Here is a 17391-nt window from a genome sequence, read left to right on the forward strand (position 1 = left end):
GTTTGGAATTCAGATGTTTCTTCTGTTCAGCGCCACGGCGTCGGCACAGATTAAGCGACTCATTATGGCCGGCAGTGTCGGCAAGCTCGGAGAACAACAGCCATGGCTGGGGATGACCGCGAGCCCATCGGGCGCAAAGGAAAACAACCAAAAAGCACCGCGTCGCGCAAGCCGCCGCGCCGTCGCCGAGACGACGATTATGACGATTACGAAGAAGACGAGTATGACGATGACGAGTATGAAGAGGAGGAGGAACGCATGCCGCGTAAGGTGAAAGCGACTCCGCCGCGTAAAAAACGCCGCTGGCTCGGCCTGTTTATCAAACTGATCCTGGTGCTCGCCGTCCTGTTGGCGATCTATGGCGTCTACCTGGACTCGCAGATCCGCAGCCGCATCGACGGCAAAGTCTGGCAGCTGCCGGCGGCGGTGTACGGCCGCATGGTCAACCTGGAACCGGGCATGCCGTACAGCAAGAAGGAGATGGTTAACCTGCTGGAAGGCATGCAGTACCGCCAGGTCAGCCGCATGACGCGTCCGGGCGAGTTTACCGTGCAGGCCAACAGCATCGAGATGCTGCGCCGCCCGTTCGACTTCCCGGATGGTAAAGAAGGGCAGATCCGCGCCCGCCTCGATTTCCAGAATAACCGCCTGGCGAAGATCGAAAACCTGGACAGCGGCCGCAGCTTCGGCTTCTTCCGCCTCGATCCGCGCCTGATCACCATGCTGCAGTCGCCGAACGGCGAACAGCGGCTGTTCGTGCCGCGCTCCGGTTTCCCGGATCTGTTGGTGGATACGTTGATCGCCACGGAAGACCGCCACTTCTATGAGCATGACGGCATCAGCCCGTACTCCATCGGCCGCGCGGTGCTGGCCAACCTGACCGCCGGCCGCGCGGTGCAGGGCGGCAGCACCCTGACGCAGCAGCTGGTGAAGAACCTGTTCCTGACCAACGAACGTTCGCTGTGGCGTAAGGCCAACGAAGCCTATATGGCGCTGTTGGTGGATTACCGTTACAGCAAAGACCGCATTCTGGAGCTGTATCTGAACGAAGTGTACCTCGGCCAGAGCGGTAGCGACCAGATCCGCGGCTTCCCGCTGGCCAGCCTGTATTACTTCGGCCGTCCGGTGGACGAGCTGAGCCTCGATCAGCAGGCGTTACTGGTCGGCATGGTCAAGGGCGCGTCGCTGTATAACCCGTGGCGCAACCCGAAACTGGCGCTGGAGCGCCGCAACCTGGTGCTCAAACTGTTGCAGAACCAGGGCGTGATCGACGGCGAGCTGTATGACATGCTGAGCGCGCGTCCGCTGGGCGTGCAGCCGAAAGGCGGCGTCATTACGCCACAGCCGGCGTTTATGCAGATGGTGCGTCAGGAACTGCAAACCAAGCTGGGCGATAAGGTCAATGACCTGTCCGGCGTGAAGATCTTCACCACGCTGGATCCGGTGTCGCAAGACGCGGCGGAAAAAGCGGTCGAAGACGGCATCCCGGCGCTGCGCGCTGCGCGTCACCTGCAGGATCTGGAAGCGGCGATGGTGATCGTCGATCGCTTCAGCGGTGAAGTACGCGCCATGGTCGGCGGCGCCAACCCGCAGTTCGCCGGTTTCAACCGCGCCATGCAGGCGCGACGCCTGGTCGGCTCGCTGGCCAAACCGCCAACGTACCTGACCGCGCTGTCCGAGCCGGACAAATACCGCCTCAACACCTGGCTGGCGGATGCGCCGCTGTCGCTGAAACAGCCGAACGGCGCCGTCTGGCAGCCGAACAACTACGATCGCAAATTCCGCGGTCAGGTGATGCTGGTGGATGCGTTGGCCAACTCGCTGAACGTGCCGACGGTGAACCTCGGCCTGTCGGTCGGGCTGGATCAGATCAGCGCTACGCTGCAACGCCTGGGGATCCCGAAAGCGGAGATCAACCCGGTGCCGTCGATGCTGCTGGGGGCGATCGGCCTGACGCCGATGGAAGTCGCGCAGGAGTACCAGACCATCGCCAGCGGCGGTAACCGTGCGCCGCTGTCGGCGGTGCGTTCGGTGATCGCCGAAGACGGCACGGTGCTGTACCAGAGCTTCCCGCAGGCGGAGCGCATGGTGCCGGCGCAGGCCGCTTACCTGACGCTGTACGCGATGCAGCAGGGCGTGGCGCGCGGGACCTCCCGCTCGCTGTCGGTGAAGTTCCCGAACTACAACCTGGCGGCGAAAACCGGTACCACCAACGATCTGCGCGACAGCTGGTTCGCCGGCATCGACGGCAAGGAAGTGGCGATCGCCTGGGTCGGGCGCGATAACAACGGCCCGGCCAAGCTGACCGGCGCCAACGGCGCGTTGACCCTGTATCGCCGCTATCTGGAAAACCAGACGCCGCTGCCGCTGATGCTGCAGCCGCCGGAAGGCATTAACCAGATGAGCATTGACTCCGCCGGCAACTTTATCTGCGGCGGCGGCAGCTGGCGCACCATCCCGGTCTGGACCGACAATCCGCAGGGACTGTGTCAGGCCAGCCAGGCGGCGGTGCAGCAACAGCAGCAACCGGCGGCGGGTGAGCAAAAAGATGGTGATGGTGTCGCAGGCTGGATCAAGGATATGTTCGGCCAGTAATCGCTGCCGGGGCGCCGGCCCCGGTGAAAATTTTTGCTTTGTTATTAAGCCCGTAACCTTGGTTGCGGGCTTTTTTATTTTTCCGCTCGTTTTATTTCCCTGTTAGCTGCATGGTTAAGCGCCTAATCCTTAACCTATTTGCCCTATGAATTCGGCTTGCAGTTTAATTTGGCTTCTGCATAAAATGCGACGCTTATAATAATTATTATCGTTTACATTCGTCATTTAATTATTCATCAGAGAAATCAACTATGCCGACCAAGCGTCTTTCATCATCCGCGGCCAAGCAGGGCCGTCTCCCCGTCAGCGCGTTAGCGATCACCGTCGCTGCGGCGTTGGGCACGCTGGCGATGCCGGCTTTTTCCGCCGACGCCAAGCCGGCCGCCAAGGAAGACACGATTACCGTTGTGGGCAGCAGCAACACCGCCCAGCAGGAAAGCGCCTGGGGGCCGGTCGGCACCTATGTCGCCAAGCGCAGCGCCACCGGCACCAAAACCGATACGCCGATCGAGAAGAACCCGCAGTCCGTTTCCGTGGTAACGCGTGAAGAGATGGACATGCGCCAGCCGGATACGGTGAAAGGCGCGCTGGCCTATGCGCCGGGCGTATTCGCCAGCCGCGGCAGCTCCACGACCTATGACGCGGTGGCGATCCGCGGCTTCCCGGCCACCAACACCACCCAGTATCTGGATGGCCTGCGGCTGCTGGGCGACAACTACAGCGAAGCGTCCATCGATCCTTATTTCCTCGAGCGCGCCGAGCTGCTGCGCGGCCCGGTCTCGGTGCTGTACGGCAAAAGCAACCCCGGCGGCCTGGTCGCCCTGGTCAGCAAGCGGCCAACCACCGAGCCGCTGCGCGAAATCCAGTTCAAGATGGGCACCGATAACCTGTTCCAAACCGGTTTCGATTTCAGCGACTCGCTGGACGATCAGGGCATCTATTCCTATCGCCTGACCGGCCTGGCGAAAGACAGCGATGCGCAGCAAAACATGAGCAAAGAGAAGCGCTATGCGATCGCGCCGTCCTTTAGCTGGCGCCCGGATGACAAGACCAACTTCACGCTGTTGGCCAACATTCAAAACGATCCCTATACCGGTTATTACGGCTGGCTACCGAAGCAGGGCACGCTGATCCCGTTGCCGAACGGCGGTAAGCTGCCGACCGATTTCAACGAAGGCGAAGCCAGCAACTATACCTCCCGCAAACAGCGGATGATCGGGTATAGCTTCGAACACGCCTTCAACGATACCTGGGCGGTGCGCCAGAACCTGCGCTATCTGCAGTTGGACACCGACATGAAGAGTATTTATGGCAGTGGCGTTTCTGCTGCGACGCCGACGACGATTAACCGTGCCTATGTTCAGTCGAAAGAGCACCTGAACAATTTCTCGGTGGATACTCAGGCGCAGGCGAAGGTGAAAACCGGCGATATCGACCACACGCTGTTGTTCGGCGTGGACTACATGCGCATGCGTAACGATATCAATGCCGCATTTGGTACAGCGGACGGGTTGAGCATGACCCATCCGCAATACGGGAATGACGCGGTCAACATCAACTTCCCCTACCATTATCTGAACCGTCAGGAGCAAACCGGCCTGTATGTGCAGGAGCAAGGGGAGTGGAACCAGTGGCTGTTGACGCTGGGTGGGCGCTATGACTGGGCGAAGACCTCCGCCTACAACCGTGATGCGAGTTCGACGAGCCAGCAGACCGACCGGCAGTTCACCTGGCGCGGCGGCCTGAATTATCTGTTCGACAACGGCGTGACGCCGTATTTCAGCTACAGCGAGTCGTTTGAGCCGAATTTGGGCACGACGCAAGGGGGCAGTACGTTCAAACCTTCGATCGGCAAGCAGTATGAAGCCGGCGTGAAATACGTGCCGAAGGATCGCCCAATCGTGCTGACCGGCGCCCTGTATCAGCTGACCAAGAACAACAACCTGACGCCGGATCCGGATAACGCGCAGTTCAGCGTGCAGAGCGGCGAGATCCGTTCGCGCGGCGTGGAGCTGGAAGCCAAGGCGGCGTTGAATGCCAACGTCAACCTGATCGCCTCCTATACCTACACCGATGCGAAGTACACCAAGGACAACACCTATCAGGGCAAACCGACCGTCGAAGTGCCGAAACACATGGCGTCGCTGTGGGCGGATTATACCTTCCACGAAACAGCGGTGAGCGGTTTGACGCTGGGTTCCGGCGTGCGTTACGTTGGCTCCAGCTCGAGCTTCAACAGCGATAACACCACCTTCAAGGTGCCGGACTACACGCTGGTGGACGCCACCATTAAATACGATCTGGCGCGCTTTGGCCTGCCGGGCTCGTCCGTGGGCGTCAACATCAACAACCTGTTCGACAAGACTTACGTATCGAGCTGCTACCGCGACTACGCCTGCTACTGGGGCGCAGAACGCCAGGTGGTCGCCACCGCAACCTTCCGTTTCTAACCGGATAGCCGGGGCGGCGGCGCGTCGCCCCGGAAAAAGCAGGATCTATGCAGGACAAACTTCTTAATCCCGGCGCGACGTTCGCGCTGGATAACGCCAGCTTCGCCGTTCCCGGCCGGGTGCTGTTGCAACCGCTGTCGCTCCGTTTTCCTCAGGGCAAAGTCTGCGGCCTGATCGGCCATAACGGTTCCGGTAAATCCACCCTGTTGAAACTGCTCGGGCGGCACCATGCGCCCAGCGGCGGTCAGGTCTTGCTCAATCGGCAGCCGTTGGCGCAGTGGGACAGCAAATCCTTCGCCCGCCAGGTGGCCTACCTGCCGCAGCAGTTGCCGGCGGCGGAAGGCATGACGGTGCGCGAGCTGGTGGCCGTCGGCCGCTATCCGTGGCATGGCGCGCTGGGGCGTTTTGGCGCCAACGATCGCCAACAGGTGGAAGAGGCTATCGCGCTGGTGGGGCTGAAGCCGTTCGCCCACCGCCTGGTGGACAGCCTGTCCGGCGGCGAGCGCCAACGCGCCTGGCTGGCGATGATGGTGGCGCAGGACAGCCGCTGCCTGTTGCTCGACGAGCCGACGTCGGCGCTGGACATCGCGCACCAGGTCGAGGTGCTGGCGCTGATCCAGCGCCTGAGCCGCGAACGCGATCTCACGGTGATCGCCGTACTGCACGACATCAATATGGCGGCGCGCTACTGCGACCATTTGGTGGCGCTGCGCGGCGGTGACATGATCGCCCAGGGCGGCCCGCTGGAACTGATGCAGGGGCCCGTGCTGGAGCAAATTTACGGTATTCCTATGGGCACGTTGCCGCACCCGAGCGGCGGCGCGCCGGTGAGTTTTGTCTACTGATGTCCTCTGCATTCACTTCTTCTCACGATCCGCTGCGCCGCCGCCTGTTGATGGCGCTGGCGCTGTCGCCCCTGTTGGGATCGTTGCCCGGGCGAGCGGCGGATGCGCCGCCGGATATCGCGCGCGTTGCGGCGCTGGAATGGCTGCCGATCGAGCTGCTGTTGGCATTGGGCGTGACGCCGCTGGCGGTGGCCGATGTCCATAACTACAACCTGTGGGTGGCGGAACCGAAGCTGCCGGCGACGGTCGTCGACGTCGGGCAGCGCACCGAACCGAATCTCGAACTGCTGCAGCAGCTCCAGCCTTCGCTGGTGTTGCTGTCGCAAGGCTATGGCCCGACGCCGCGAAAAATCCAACCCATCGCGCCAACCATGAGCTTCGGCTTCAACGACGGCAGCGGCAAACCGCTGACCGTCGCCCGCCAGTCGCTGCTGGCGCTGGGGCAACGATTAGGCATAGAAAGCCGGGCGATAAACCACCTGGCGCAGTTCGACAGCTTTATGCAGGATGCGCGTCAGCGCCTGCAAAGCTACACCCGGCAACCGTTGCTGCTGTTTTCCCTGATAGACACCCGCCATGCGTTGATCATCGGCCAGAAAAGCCTGTTCCAGGAAGCGATGGACCAACTGGGCATCCGCAATGCCTGGCAGGAGCCAACCGACTTTTGGGGCACGGCGGTGGTGGGGATTGAACGGTTGGCCACGGTGCGTAACGCCCGAGTCATTTATCTCGATCACGGCAATCAGGCGATGATGGACAAGGTCAGCGCGACGCCGCTGTGGCAGTCATTGCCCTTCGTGCGGCAAAACCAGCTGCGGCAGGTGCCGGCGGTGTGGTTCTACGGTGCCACGCTGTCGACGATGCGGTTTTGCCGCCTGTTGGCGCAGGTTCAGGAGAGTGCGGCATGAATGCGGGCATTCGGAAATTGCCGCTGACGCTGATCCTGCTGTTGCTGGCGGCGGCAGGCGGTTTGACGATATACAACCTGACGCAGCAACTGCCGCCGGCGCAATGGGCGCGGGCGCTGAGCGCGCCGGACATCGACGACGTGCGGCAAATGCTGTTCCATTACAGCCTGCTGCCGCGGTTGACGGTGTCGCTGTTGGCCGGGGCCGGTCTGGGATTGGTCGGCGTATTGTTCCAGCAGGTGTTGCGCAATCCGTTGGCGGAACCGTCGACGCTCGGCGTGGCCGCCGGCGCGCAGCTCGGCCTGACCATCGCCACGCTGTGGGTGCTGCCGGGGGGCGAGTTCACTCGTCAACTGGCCGCTATGGTGGGGGCGATCGCGGTGGGCGGGCTGGTGTTCGGCGTCGCCTGGGGCAAGCGGATGTCGCCGGTGACGCTGATTCTGGCCGGGCTGGTGCTGGGGCTTTACTGCGGCGCAGTCAACAGCCTGTTGGCGCTGTTTAATTACGATCAGCTGCAGGGCATGTTCCTGTGGGGCACTGGCGCGTTGAACCAACAGGACTGGAGCGCGGTGCAGTTTATCCTGCCGCGTTTGCTGGTGGCCGGTGCGCTGGCGGCGCTATTGCTGCGCCCGCTGACGCTGCTGGGGCTGGACGACGGCGTGGCGCGCAACCTGGGGTTGGGGCTGTCGATGGCGCGCTTCTGCGCCCTGGGGCTGGCCATCATTTTCAGCGCTATGTTGGTGAGCGCGGTGGGCGTTATCGGCTTTATCGGCCTGTTTGCGCCGCTGATGGCGAAGATGCTGGGCGCTCGCCGCCTGGCGCATCGCATGATGTTGGCGCCGTTGCTGGGGGCGTTGCTGCTGTGGCTGACCGATCAGGTGATGATTGGGGTGGCGCAGGTGTGGCGTGAGATCCCGACCGGGGCGGCCACCGCGCTGTTCGGCGCGCCGCTGCTGCTGTGGTTGCTGCCGCGTTTGCGCAGCGCCGCCACGCCGCCACCGATGAACCTTGGCGACAAGGTGCCTGCCGAGCGCGGGAATCTGCCTGGCTGGGCAGCGCTGGCCGGCGTCGTGCTGTTGATCGGCCTGACGTTGGCGCTGATGCTGGGCAAAAATGCCGGCGGCTGGCACTGGAGCCTGGGCGCGGAGCTGGACGCCTTGCTGCCGTGGCGCTGGCCGCGGGTGCTGTCGGCGTTGGCGGCGGGCATGATGTTGGCGGTCGCCGGCACGTTGATCCAGAAGCTGACCGGCAACCCGATGGCCAGCCCGGAAGTGCTGGGCATCAGCTCCGGCGCCGCTTTTGGCGTCGTGATGATGCTGTTTATGGTGCCGGGCGACGCCTTCGTTTGGCTGCTGCCCGCCGGCAGTCTGGGGGCGGCCGTTACGCTGCTGATCATCATGATCGCCGCAGGCCGCGGCGGTTTCTCGACGGAACGCATGCTGCTCGCCGGTATCGCGCTCAGCACCGCCTTTACTACCGTCATCTTCCTGCTGTTGGCCAGCGGCGATCCGCGTATGGGGGGCTTGCTGACCTGGCTCTCCGGTTCGACCTATTCGGTGGAGCCGGCGCAGGCGCTGCGTACCGCGCTGGTGGCCGCCGGCCTGATGGTATTGGCGCCGCTGTGCCGCCGTTGGTTGACCATCCTGCCACTCGGCGGCGCCACCGCCCGCTCGGTGGGCATTGCGCTGACGCCGGCGCGGTTGACCATTTTGTTGCTGGCTGCCACCCTGACCGCCATGGCGACCCTGACCGTCGGGCCGTTGAGCTTTGTCGGGCTGATGGCGCCGCATATGGCGCGTATGCTGGGCTTCCGCCGCGCGCTGCCGCAAATGGTGATCGCCGCGCTGCTGGGCGGCTTGCTGATGGTGTTTGCCGACTGGTGCGGGCGTATGCTGCTGTTCCCGTATCAGATCCCCGCCGGGTTACTGGCGACCTTTATCGGTGCGCCGTACTTCGTTTATCTGTTGCGTAAGCAGACGTCGTAAGCTTCAGCCCTACTTTGCTTTCTCCGCCATCAAAGGCCCAGCGTTGCTGGGCCTTTTTTCAACGCCTTGCAAGGCGTTGCGTGCCGCTGCGCAAGAAAGACATTTAACGTGAAAAGGAACGCGGGAAGAGAGGGGGAGGTGAATATACTGCGGGCGGGTGCTCTGGATCTTTGTCTCTGGAGCCTGCGTGAAAGATACAAAGAGAAAAGCCCCGAGTCGATATCCATCAACCCGAGGCCTACTCTAACGCACGACAACGTTAAGTTAGCCTCTTACCCGCCGCGAGGCAAGGAGAAGAAGGCATGATGCCGAACAAACGGAGCCTGTTAAAATTGGTGGTTATTTGTGCCACGGTAATATCACTGGCATGGATAACCCGCAGCACGCTGTGTGAGCTGCGTATCCGATCGGGCACTACGGAGGTTGCGGCCATTTTGGCTTACGAATCCGAACGGTAAGGCAACCCGGCGGCGGGGGCTTTGCCTCCGCCGGCCGGCAGTCGATGCGTTGATCCAGGAGCACCCATCCGTTCAAAAAAAACGGCGAGCCTTGGCTCGCCGTTTTCATGTTGATGTCGGGGCTTATTTCAGGCCGGCGGCATCGCGCAGCTGCGCAGCTTTGTCGGTCGCTTCCCATGGGAAGTGTTCGCGGCCGAAGTGGCCGTAGGCGGCGGTTTCGCGGTAGATCGGCTGCAGCAGATCCATCATCTGGATCAGGCCGTATGGGCGCAGATCGAAGAATTCGCGCACCAGCAGCGTCAGTTGTTCGGTTGGCACTTTCTCGGTACCGAAGGTTTCCACCATGATGGAGGTCGGTTCCGCTACGCCGATAGCGTAAGACACCTGGATCTCGCAGCGATCGGCCAGGCCGGCGGCGACGATGTTTTTCGCCACGTAGCGCGCCGCGTAAGCCGCGGAACGGTCAACCTTGGACGGATCCTTACCGGAGAAGGCGCCGCCGCCGTGGCGAGCCATGCCGCCGTAGGTGTCGACGATGATCTTACGGCCGGTCAGGCCGCAGTCGCCCATCGGGCCGCCGATAACGAAACGGCCGGTCGGGTTGATGTGGTATTTGGTGCCCGCCGTCAGCCATTCCGCCGGCAGTACCGGCTTGATGATCTCTTCCATCACCGCTTCTTGCAGATCTTTCAGCGAGATGTCTTCTGAGTGCTGGGTGGACAGAACGACGGCGTCGATGCCGACGATTTTGCCGTCGTCGTATTGGAAGGTCACCTGGCTCTTCGCGTCCGGGCGCAGCCACGGCAGGGTGCCGTTCTTACGCACTTCGGATTGGCGCTGCACCAGACGGTGCGCGTAGGTGACAGGCGCAGGCATCAGCACGTCGGTTTCATTGGTGGCGTAGCCAAACATCAAGCCCTGATCGCCGGCGCCCTGCTCGAGAGGATCGGTACGGTCAACGCCCTGATTGATATCCGGGGATTGCTTGCCGATGGCGCTCAACACTGCGCAGGAGTTGGCGTCAAAGCCCATGTCCGAATGAACGTAGCCGATCTCGCGCACGGTCTTGCGGGTGATCTCTTCGATATCGACCCAGGCGCTGGTGGTGATTTCACCGCCGACCAGCACCATACCGGTTTTCACGTAAGTTTCGCAGGCGACGCGCGCTTTCGGATCTTGTTCCAGGATGGCGTCGAGGACGGCATCGGAGATCTGGTCGGCGATTTTATCTGGATGTCCTTCGGAGACGGATTCGGACGTGAAGAGGTGTTTAGCCATTGTGTTCTTTACCTTGCATAAGACGGGTTAGAAATTACTGCACAGCGCTGGAGATCCGGCATCGAAGCGAAGGGTCTTCCGCTGATGGCGCGAGATGCATCCTGCAACGCCCCTCAGGCAAAGCCGTTAAGCAGTTTATCAGTTAACCAGTATAGATGGATTAACATCTGGACGTCTATTTTAGGTCAGGGTTTAGCCAGATTGCCAGTAATTTTTTGCGCTTTCGCTCTTTTGCGTAAACGGGTTGGCGCCATTTTCATCGCTTGAAACAGTTTTCGGCGAATTTTCATTTTGCTTTTTCACCTGCTTACCGGTATAAACTGCGCGCGCGGTTCATTTGCTGCACAGTACGGCGGTCTGGCGTGGGGGAAGGTACGATAAACTTCCGCTTTGCATTCGTCGGCATTGCGCTATTATCCGTCGCGGGCGTTCGCCGTGGCGCCGCCGCTTCATCGAACGGTCACGTTCTTACACTATTTTAGAGGCTGGGTCGTTCACTCCGAACGGCGCGCGTGGAGGTGGTTGGATTAATGATCCGTTGTCTACCGGTTGTTGGTTCTCAACAGCAGTGCCGTTCTGGCGCACATTCTTCTGCTATTTCCCGTCTTGTCTCTCTGTCACTTACCAGGTGCGATAAACACTTGGCCGCTACTCAGGATTCTCGGGCCGGCTAACGGTCGTCTGAAGAACTGAACAAGGGTAGCCTGCAGCCTTCCTGTGGGATGTTTCTTGGCCCGATTCACGAGGTTTGAACAGGGTGTCTTACAATTATATGAGTGATAAACCGATCGCTGACCGCGAACGGCAGTTCTCTTCGCTGCCGCCGGCGCGGCTTGTTGGGTTGTTCTCGCGGGTTGTAGCTGCGATAGTGGCTGACGGTTTCGTCAGTACGGAATGTGAGGCGAACCATGTCTGATGATCTGTTGATTCACCGTCCGCCGGTTGAGGGCGAGTCTTTATCTTTGCGCTCCATGCAGGAGGTTGCCATGAATGATCGTAATGCCAGCAAGATGCTGCGTACTTATAACGTCGCCTACTGGGGCAACAATTACTATGACGTCAACGAGCTGGGCCATATCAGCGTGTGCCCGGATCCGGATGTCCCGCAGGCGCGCGTCGATCTGGCAGAACTGGTGAAAACGCGCCAGCAAGACGGCCAACGTCTGCCGGCGCTGTTCTGCTTCCCGCAGATCCTTCAGCATCGCCTGCGCTCTATCAACGCCGCGTTCAAACGCGCGCGTGAGTCCTTCGGTTACCAGGGCGGCTATTTCCTGGTGTATCCGATCAAGGTGAACCAACATCGCCGCGTGATTGAATCGCTGGTGAACTCCGGCGAACCGCTGGGGCTGGAAGCCGGCTCCAAGGCCGAACTGATGGCGGTGCTGGCGCATGCCGGCATGACCCGCTCGGTGATCGTCTGTAATGGTTATAAAGATCGTGAATATATTCGTCTGGCGCTGATCGGGGAAAAGCTGGGGCACAAGGTGTACCTGGTGATCGAGAAGATGTCCGAGATCAACCTGGTGCTGGAAGAAGCCGAACGGCTGAACGTCATACCGCGCCTGGGCGTGCGTGCGCGTCTGGCATCGCAAGGCTCCGGCAAATGGCAGTCGAGCGGCGGCGAAAAATCCAAGTTCGGTCTGGCGGCGGTGCAGGTGCTGAAGCTGGTGGAAACCCTGCGTGAAGCGGGCCGCCTCGACAGCCTGCAGCTGCTGCACTTCCATTTGGGCTCGCAGCTGGCCAATATTCGCGACATCGCCACCGGTGTGCGCGAATCGGCGCGCTTCTACGTTGAGCTGCACAAGCTGGGCGTCAACATTCAGTGCTTCGACGTGGGCGGCGGCTTGGGCGTCGACTACGAAGGCACCCGTTCGCAGTCCGATTGCTCGGTCAACTACGGCCTGAACGAATACGCCAACAACGTGATTTGGGGCATCGGCGACGCCTGTAACGAACACGGCCTGCCGCACCCGACGGTGATCACCGAGTCCGGTCGCGCCGTGACCGCTCACCACACGGTGCTGGTCTCCAACGTGATCGGCGTAGAGCGCAACGAGTTCAGCGAACCGCAGCCGCCGGAAGCCGACGCGCCGCGCGCGCTGGAAAGCATGTGGGAAACCTGGCTGGAAATGAACGAGCCGGAAAACCGCCGCTCGCTGCGCGAATGGCTGCACGACAGCCAGATGGATCTGCACGACGTGCATACCCAATACGCGCACGGCATGCTGGACCTGACCAAGCGCGCCTGGGCCGAGCAGCTGTATCTGAACATCTGCAACAAGATCCAGCAGCAGCTCGATCCGAGCAACCGCGCGCACCGTCCTATCATCGACGAACTGCAAGAGCGCATGGCGGACAAGTTCTACGTCAACTTCTCGCTGTTCCAGTCGATGCCGGATGCCTGGGGCATCGATCAGCTGTTCCCGGTGCTGCCGCTGGAAGGGTTGGATAAGCCGCCGGAAGGCCGTGCGGTGCTGCTCGACATCACCTGCGATTCCGACGGCACCATCGACCATTACGTCGACGGCGACGGCGTGGCGACCACCATGCCGATGCCGCCATACGATCCGGAGAACCCGCCGGCGTTGGGCTTCTTCATGGTCGGTGCGTACCAGGAGATCCTCGGCAATATGCACAACCTGTTCGGCGACACCGCCTCGGTTGACGTGTACGTGTTCCCGGACGGCAGCGTCGAGACCGAGCTGTCCGACGAGGGCGATACCGTGGCGGACATGCTGGAGTACGTGCAGCTCGATCCGAGCGCGCTGCTGTCCAAGTTCCGCGATCAGGTCAAAGAAACCGATCTGGACAGCGAGCTGCAGGCGCAGTTCCTGGAAGAGTTTGAAGCTGGCCTGTACGGCTACACGTATCTGGAAGACGAGTAACCGCCTTCTTCAGGGGGGCGATATCGGTCCCCTTGAAGCATGAGCAAAATGCGGCCATAATCTGCCGTATCGGTAGCACCGAAACACACATCGAATAAATCCCTTTCTCGTCGGGCTAACGACGCGGGAGGGATTTTTTTTTGTCACGGCCCGGCGTCTGCGCCCGGCAACTTGTTGAACTACGAGGGTTTACTATGAGCACCTTAGGCCATCAGTCCGATAATTCATTAGTGTCCAACGCCTTTGGTTTCCTGCGCTTTCCGCTGAACTTCATGCCTTACGACAGCGATGCAGAGTGGGTCATCACCGGCATTCCGTTTGACATGGCGACCTCCGGTCGCGCCGGCGGCCGTCATGGCCCGGCGGCCATCCGCCAGGTGTCCACCAACCTGGCCTGGGAAGGCAACCGTTGGCCGTGGAGCTTCGATCTGCGCGATCGCCTGAACGTGGTTGATTGCGGCGACATCGTGTTCAACTTCGGCGATGCGCAGGACATGAGCGACAAGCTGCAGGCGCACGCGGAGAAACTGCTGAAGGCTGGTAAGCGCATGCTCTCGTTCGGTGGCGACCACTTTGTCACCCTGCCGCTGCTGCGCGCGCACGCCAAGCATTTCGGCAAGCTGGCGCTGGTGCACTTTGACGCCCATACCGATACCTACGCCAACGGCAGCAAGTTCGACCACGGCACCATGTTCTACCATGCGCCGAACGAAGGCCTGATCGATCCGCATCACTCGGTGCAGATCGGCATTCGCACCGAGTTCGATCACGACAATGGCTTTACCGTACTGGACGCCGCGCAGGTGAACGATCGCAGCGTGGACGACCTGCTGACCCAGATCAAAGGCATCGTCGGCGATATGCCGGTGTACCTGACCTTCGACATCGACTGTCTGGATCCGGCGTTCGCACCGGGCACCGGCACGCCGGTGATCGGCGGCCTGACTTCCGATCGCGCGCTGAAACTGGTGCGCGGCATGCAGTCGCTGAACATCGTCGGCATGGACGTAGTGGAAGTGGCGCCGGCCTATGACCAGTCCGAGATCACCGCGCTGGCCGCGGCGACGTTGGGTCTGGAGATGCTGTACCTGCAGGCGGCCAAGAAACACGCCTGACGCCAGGCCACGCCTCGCTGAAAAAGCGGCTCTCATCGTATGGGGGCCGCTTTTTTTATTTCATTTTCGCCATCCGCGCGGCGATTTTCAGTCTGTTGCAACACCTTTGCGCAATTTTGCGCAGAAATGAAACGGAGTCAGTAAAAAGGAACCGGGATAACGGGGAGGATGAATATACTGCGCACGGGTGCTCTGGATCTTTGTATCTAGAGCCTGCGTGAAAGGTACAAAGAGAAAAGCCCCGAGTCGATATTCATCAACCCGAGGCCAACTCTAACGCCAGACAACGTTAAGTTAGCCTCTTACCCGCCGCGAGGCAAGGAGAAGAAGGCATGATGCCGAACAAACGGAGCCTGTTAAAACTGGTGGTTATTTGTGCCACGGTAATATCACTGGCATGGATAACCCGCAGCACGCTGTGTGAGCTGCGTATCCGATCGGGCACTACGGAGGTTGCGGCCATTTTGGCTTACGAATCCGAACGGTAAGGCAACCCGGCGACGGGGGATGTCCCCCGTCTGCTGGTTGATGGCGTCCAGATCCCTGAGCACCCACTTAAAGCATTCGGTTTTCCGCTACGGAGGAGAGGGGAACGGGGTTATGCCCGCTTCACCTGCCGCGCCAGCAACATGCGGCCAAACAGTGCGCCGCCCGCCAGCAGCGTCAGCAGCTGCGAGGCGATCAGTACCGCAAAGCCCGAGGATACCTTGCCCTGGCTGGCCATCACCATGCCCATCGCCATCGGCACGAACGCCGAGAACAGATTGCCGATGCCGTTGATCAGCCCATAGGCGCTGCCGACCGCCTCCGGCCGCGCATAATGCTGGAGCAGCGTGGGGATCGCCGCGCCCTGCGCGCCCCAACAGGCGTTGGCCGCCAGCAGGGAGAACGCGATCCAGCCAAGCTGATGGCTGTTCATTACGCCATAGATGCACAGCGCGGTCGCCGCGCCGCCAAAGACGAAGATCAGCGGCGCCTGATAGGGGCGGATACGATCGAGCAGCACGCCGCCGAGGTATTTTGAGGCGATGCTGACGATGAAAGGCAGTGCGGCCATCCACCCCATCTGCTTGATGGAGAATCCTTTTTCATCGGTCAGATAGGCCGGCAGCCAGGCGCTGGACCCCCACAGATAGCTGAGCGTGGCGATCTCGATCAGCAAGATCCAACCGAGCATCGGCGTGCGCCAGGCCAGCGCGAAGGTGTGCCAGACGCGGCTCAACACCGGCTGAGGATCGGCGGGGCGTGAAGATGAGGGTAAGGCGAGCGGATGAACGAACAGCCGCACCAGCGCCAGGCCCAACAGCAGGTTGAGCAGCGCCAGCAGGTGAAACGACATCGCCCACCCGAAGTGCGCCATCAGAAAACTCACCAGCGGAAAGCCGATCACCAGCCCCAACGAGACGCCCAGCGCGCTGACCGCGTTGGGTTTGCCGCGCTCGTCGGCGGCGAAATGATCGCTGATGTACATGGTCTTGAGCGAGAACAGCGGTCCTTCGCTGACGCCAAGCAGCGCGCGCACCGCGCACAGCAACAGCAGCGATCCCGCCAGCGGCGACGCGGCGGTGAGCAGCGCCCACAGCACGACGCTCAGCGTCAGCGCGCGGCGGTAACCCATCAGCGTTTCCAGAAACGGCGTCAGCAACATGGCGGACAGGCCGTAACCGAGTAAAAACACCGTCATCAGCGTGCCCTGATGGGCGCGGTCACCGCCGAGTTGAAAGTGTTGCAGGAAGTCGGGATTGACCAACATCACGGCGATATTAACCCGATCCGCATAGGCGATAACGATCAGAAACAGCAGGGCGATCACCCCAAACCAGCGTTGACGTTGTTGCACGGCGCGTTCCTCAGTGCGATCGGTTGACGAATTCAGTCAGCAGTAAACTCACCTGCGGATGCCATTACGCGCAAACGCGGGGATGAGGCCGATTTATGTAAATTTATTGTTATAAAACTAGGTGTAAAAGACAGCGAGAGCACTCTTTTACGCGCAATGCGACGCCAGGATCAACGCAATTTTTGCCATAAATTAGCTGAAGAGCGCACAACGGACATAGGTTTTTCATATCGGTGCATTATTTCGTGATCCTTCCCGCATTTGTCATTTTTAAACAACCTTTCATTAACATTTGCCGTTCCGCTCGCTTGACGAAAGTTTCGCCAGACTTATAGTGACTGTATTAAATAAGAAACTGAGTTTCATATATGAAACAATCAGATAGAGGATAAAAGCAATGAGCTGGAAGAATGTGTGCGAAGTGTCTCAGGTGAAAGAAGATTTTCCTTTCTCCGGCAAAGTGGAAGGCAAAGAGATCGGGGTTTACCTGCTCGACGGTAACTACTATGCGCTGGAAGACGTCTGTCCGCATGCTTACGCCTTGCTCAGCCAGGGGTTTGTTGACGACGGCAAGGTTGAGTGCCCACTGCACGAAGCGCTGTTTGACGTGCGTACCGGCCAGTGCCTGCGCGAGCCGGGCGGCCGCGATCTGCAAACCTATCCCACCCGGGTGGTCGACAACCAAATCCAGATCACCTTTATCGCGGAGGAGTAATCATGCAGCACATCACCGATTTCAATCCCTGGCTGCCGGACACCCAACAGGTGACGCCGGCCCGCGAAGGCGGCAACGGTCAAATCCATCAGCCGGGCCAGTTCCGCAACGTTGTGTGGCAAAACCGCGCCCGGGTGCCGGACGGTTTCGAAACCGCGCTGGTGGCGGCGCTGGAAACGATCTTCGATCAGGGCGCGGAAGAGCTTGAACAGATCGTCAGCGCGTTGAATCAGCGCCGCCTGTTCGATCGCAGCGGCCAGCCGTGGAATGAAGCGACGTTCCGCGAATTCCTTCACGTTAACGGTTTCTGATCGACA

Annotated in this window: 13 protein-coding genes; 11 read left to right on the plus strand and 2 right to left on the minus strand. The window is 60.7% G+C overall.

Annotated features, from left to right (window positions below):
- Nucleotides 1-102 precede the first annotated feature (102 nt).
- The 6 genes from mrcB to ACJ8PE_RS11225 all read left to right on the plus strand — a co-directional run bounded on the left by mrcB (nt 103) and on the right by ACJ8PE_RS11225 (nt 9241).
- Complete coding sequence (gene mrcB, locus ACJ8PE_RS11200; RefSeq protein WP_033644705.1) at nt 103-2595, plus strand: bifunctional glycosyl transferase/transpeptidase; 2493 nt, start codon at nt 103-105, stop codon at nt 2593-2595.
- Nucleotides 2596-2846: 251 nt separating this feature from the next.
- Complete coding sequence (gene fhuA, locus ACJ8PE_RS11205) at nt 2847-5045, plus strand: ferrichrome porin FhuA (RefSeq protein WP_197792678.1); 2199 nt, start codon at nt 2847-2849, stop codon at nt 5043-5045.
- A gap of 47 nt (nt 5046-5092) precedes the next feature.
- On the plus strand, nt 5093-5890 hold the full coding sequence (fhuC, locus tag ACJ8PE_RS11210; protein ID WP_033651341.1) for a Fe3+-hydroxamate ABC transporter ATP-binding protein FhuC: 798 nt from the start codon (nt 5093-5095) through the stop codon (nt 5888-5890).
- Entirely contained in the window at nt 5890-6798 is a 909-nt protein-coding gene (gene fhuD / locus ACJ8PE_RS11215; RefSeq protein ID WP_197759947.1) for a Fe(3+)-hydroxamate ABC transporter substrate-binding protein FhuD, read from the plus strand. The genes fhuC and fhuD overlap by 1 nt, the downstream gene beginning before the upstream one ends.
- A complete protein-coding gene (fhuB, locus tag ACJ8PE_RS11220; protein ID WP_197759948.1) occupies nt 6795-8783 on the plus strand; it encodes a Fe(3+)-hydroxamate ABC transporter permease FhuB in 1989 nt (662 codons plus the stop codon). The genes fhuD and fhuB overlap by 4 nt, the downstream gene beginning before the upstream one ends.
- A 305-nt stretch (nt 8784-9088) precedes the next feature.
- A complete protein-coding gene (locus ACJ8PE_RS11225; protein ID WP_004937610.1) occupies nt 9089-9241 on the plus strand; it encodes a Hok/Gef family protein in 153 nt (50 codons plus the stop codon).
- A 123-nt stretch (nt 9242-9364) separates the two neighbouring features.
- Here the strand turns inward: ACJ8PE_RS11225 and metK are convergent, their stop codons facing one another.
- Nucleotides 9365-10519, minus strand: a complete 1155-nt coding sequence (gene metK / locus ACJ8PE_RS11230) for a methionine adenosyltransferase (RefSeq protein WP_033644710.1) — start codon at nt 10517-10519, stop codon at nt 9365-9367.
- Between the two features lie 908 nt (nt 10520-11427).
- Here metK and speA point away from each other — a divergent pair.
- The 3 genes from speA (at nt 11428) to ACJ8PE_RS11245 (ending at nt 15007) form a co-directional block, all read left to right on the plus strand.
- Nucleotides 11428-13404 (plus strand): biosynthetic arginine decarboxylase, encoded by a 1977-nt coding sequence (speA, locus tag ACJ8PE_RS11235; RefSeq protein WP_442536761.1) that lies wholly within the window; start codon nt 11428-11430, stop codon nt 13402-13404.
- A gap of 194 nt (nt 13405-13598) precedes the next feature.
- A complete protein-coding gene (speB, locus tag ACJ8PE_RS11240) occupies nt 13599-14519 on the plus strand; it encodes an agmatinase (RefSeq protein ID WP_004937606.1) in 921 nt (306 codons plus the stop codon).
- A gap of 335 nt (nt 14520-14854) precedes the next feature.
- Nucleotides 14855-15007, plus strand: a complete 153-nt coding sequence (locus ACJ8PE_RS11245; protein WP_004937610.1) for a Hok/Gef family protein — start codon at nt 14855-14857, stop codon at nt 15005-15007.
- Nucleotides 15008-15117: 110 nt separating this feature from the next.
- Here the strand turns inward: ACJ8PE_RS11245 and ACJ8PE_RS11250 are convergent, their stop codons facing one another.
- On the minus strand, nt 15118-16359 hold the full coding sequence (locus ACJ8PE_RS11250) for an MFS transporter (RefSeq protein WP_197759949.1): 1242 nt from the start codon (nt 16357-16359) through the stop codon (nt 15118-15120).
- Nucleotides 16360-16756: 397 nt separating this feature from the next.
- Between ACJ8PE_RS11250 and ACJ8PE_RS11255 the strand changes: the two genes are divergently transcribed.
- Together ACJ8PE_RS11255 and ACJ8PE_RS11260 are read left to right on the plus strand one after the other, a co-directional pair.
- Nucleotides 16757-17074, plus strand: coding sequence for a non-heme iron oxygenase ferredoxin subunit (locus ACJ8PE_RS11255; protein WP_004937614.1), 318 nt, complete (start codon nt 16757-16759; stop codon nt 17072-17074).
- 2 nt (nt 17075-17076) lie between these two features.
- Nucleotides 17077-17385, plus strand: a complete 309-nt coding sequence (locus ACJ8PE_RS11260; protein WP_019456046.1) for a recombinase-like helix-turn-helix domain-containing protein — start codon at nt 17077-17079, stop codon at nt 17383-17385.
- Nucleotides 17386-17391 lie beyond the last annotated feature (6 nt).

It is taken from the genome of Serratia sp. CY74737 (genome assembly GCF_052166775.1).
Classification (GTDB): Bacteria; Pseudomonadota; Gammaproteobacteria; order Enterobacterales; family Enterobacteriaceae; genus Serratia; species Serratia ureilytica.

Coding starts and splice junctions, on each gene's coding strand:
- fhuD (WP_197759947.1), top strand. CDS start 5,890: ATGTCCTCTGCATTCACTTCTTCTCACGATCCGCTGCGCCGCCGCCTG.
- ACJ8PE_RS11255 (WP_004937614.1), top strand. CDS start 16,757: ATGAGCTGGAAGAATGTGTGCGAAGTGTCTCAGGTGAAAGAAGATTTT.
- speA (WP_442536761.1), top strand. CDS start 11,428: ATGTCTGATGATCTGTTGATTCACCGTCCGCCGGTTGAGGGCGAGTCT.
- ACJ8PE_RS11245 (WP_004937610.1), top strand. CDS start 14,855: ATGCCGAACAAACGGAGCCTGTTAAAACTGGTGGTTATTTGTGCCACG.
- ACJ8PE_RS11260 (WP_019456046.1), top strand. CDS start 17,077: ATGCAGCACATCACCGATTTCAATCCCTGGCTGCCGGACACCCAACAG.
- ACJ8PE_RS11225 (WP_004937610.1), top strand. CDS start 9,089: ATGCCGAACAAACGGAGCCTGTTAAAATTGGTGGTTATTTGTGCCACG.
- fhuB (WP_197759948.1), top strand. CDS start 6,795: ATGAATGCGGGCATTCGGAAATTGCCGCTGACGCTGATCCTGCTGTTG.
- fhuA (WP_197792678.1), top strand. CDS start 2,847: ATGCCGACCAAGCGTCTTTCATCATCCGCGGCCAAGCAGGGCCGTCTC.
- speB (WP_004937606.1), top strand. CDS start 13,599: ATGAGCACCTTAGGCCATCAGTCCGATAATTCATTAGTGTCCAACGCC.
- fhuC (WP_033651341.1), top strand. CDS start 5,093: ATGCAGGACAAACTTCTTAATCCCGGCGCGACGTTCGCGCTGGATAAC.
- metK (WP_033644710.1), bottom strand. CDS start 10,519: ATGGCTAAACACCTCTTCACGTCCGAATCCGTCTCCGAAGGACATCCA.
- mrcB (WP_033644705.1), top strand. CDS start 103: ATGGCTGGGGATGACCGCGAGCCCATCGGGCGCAAAGGAAAACAACCA.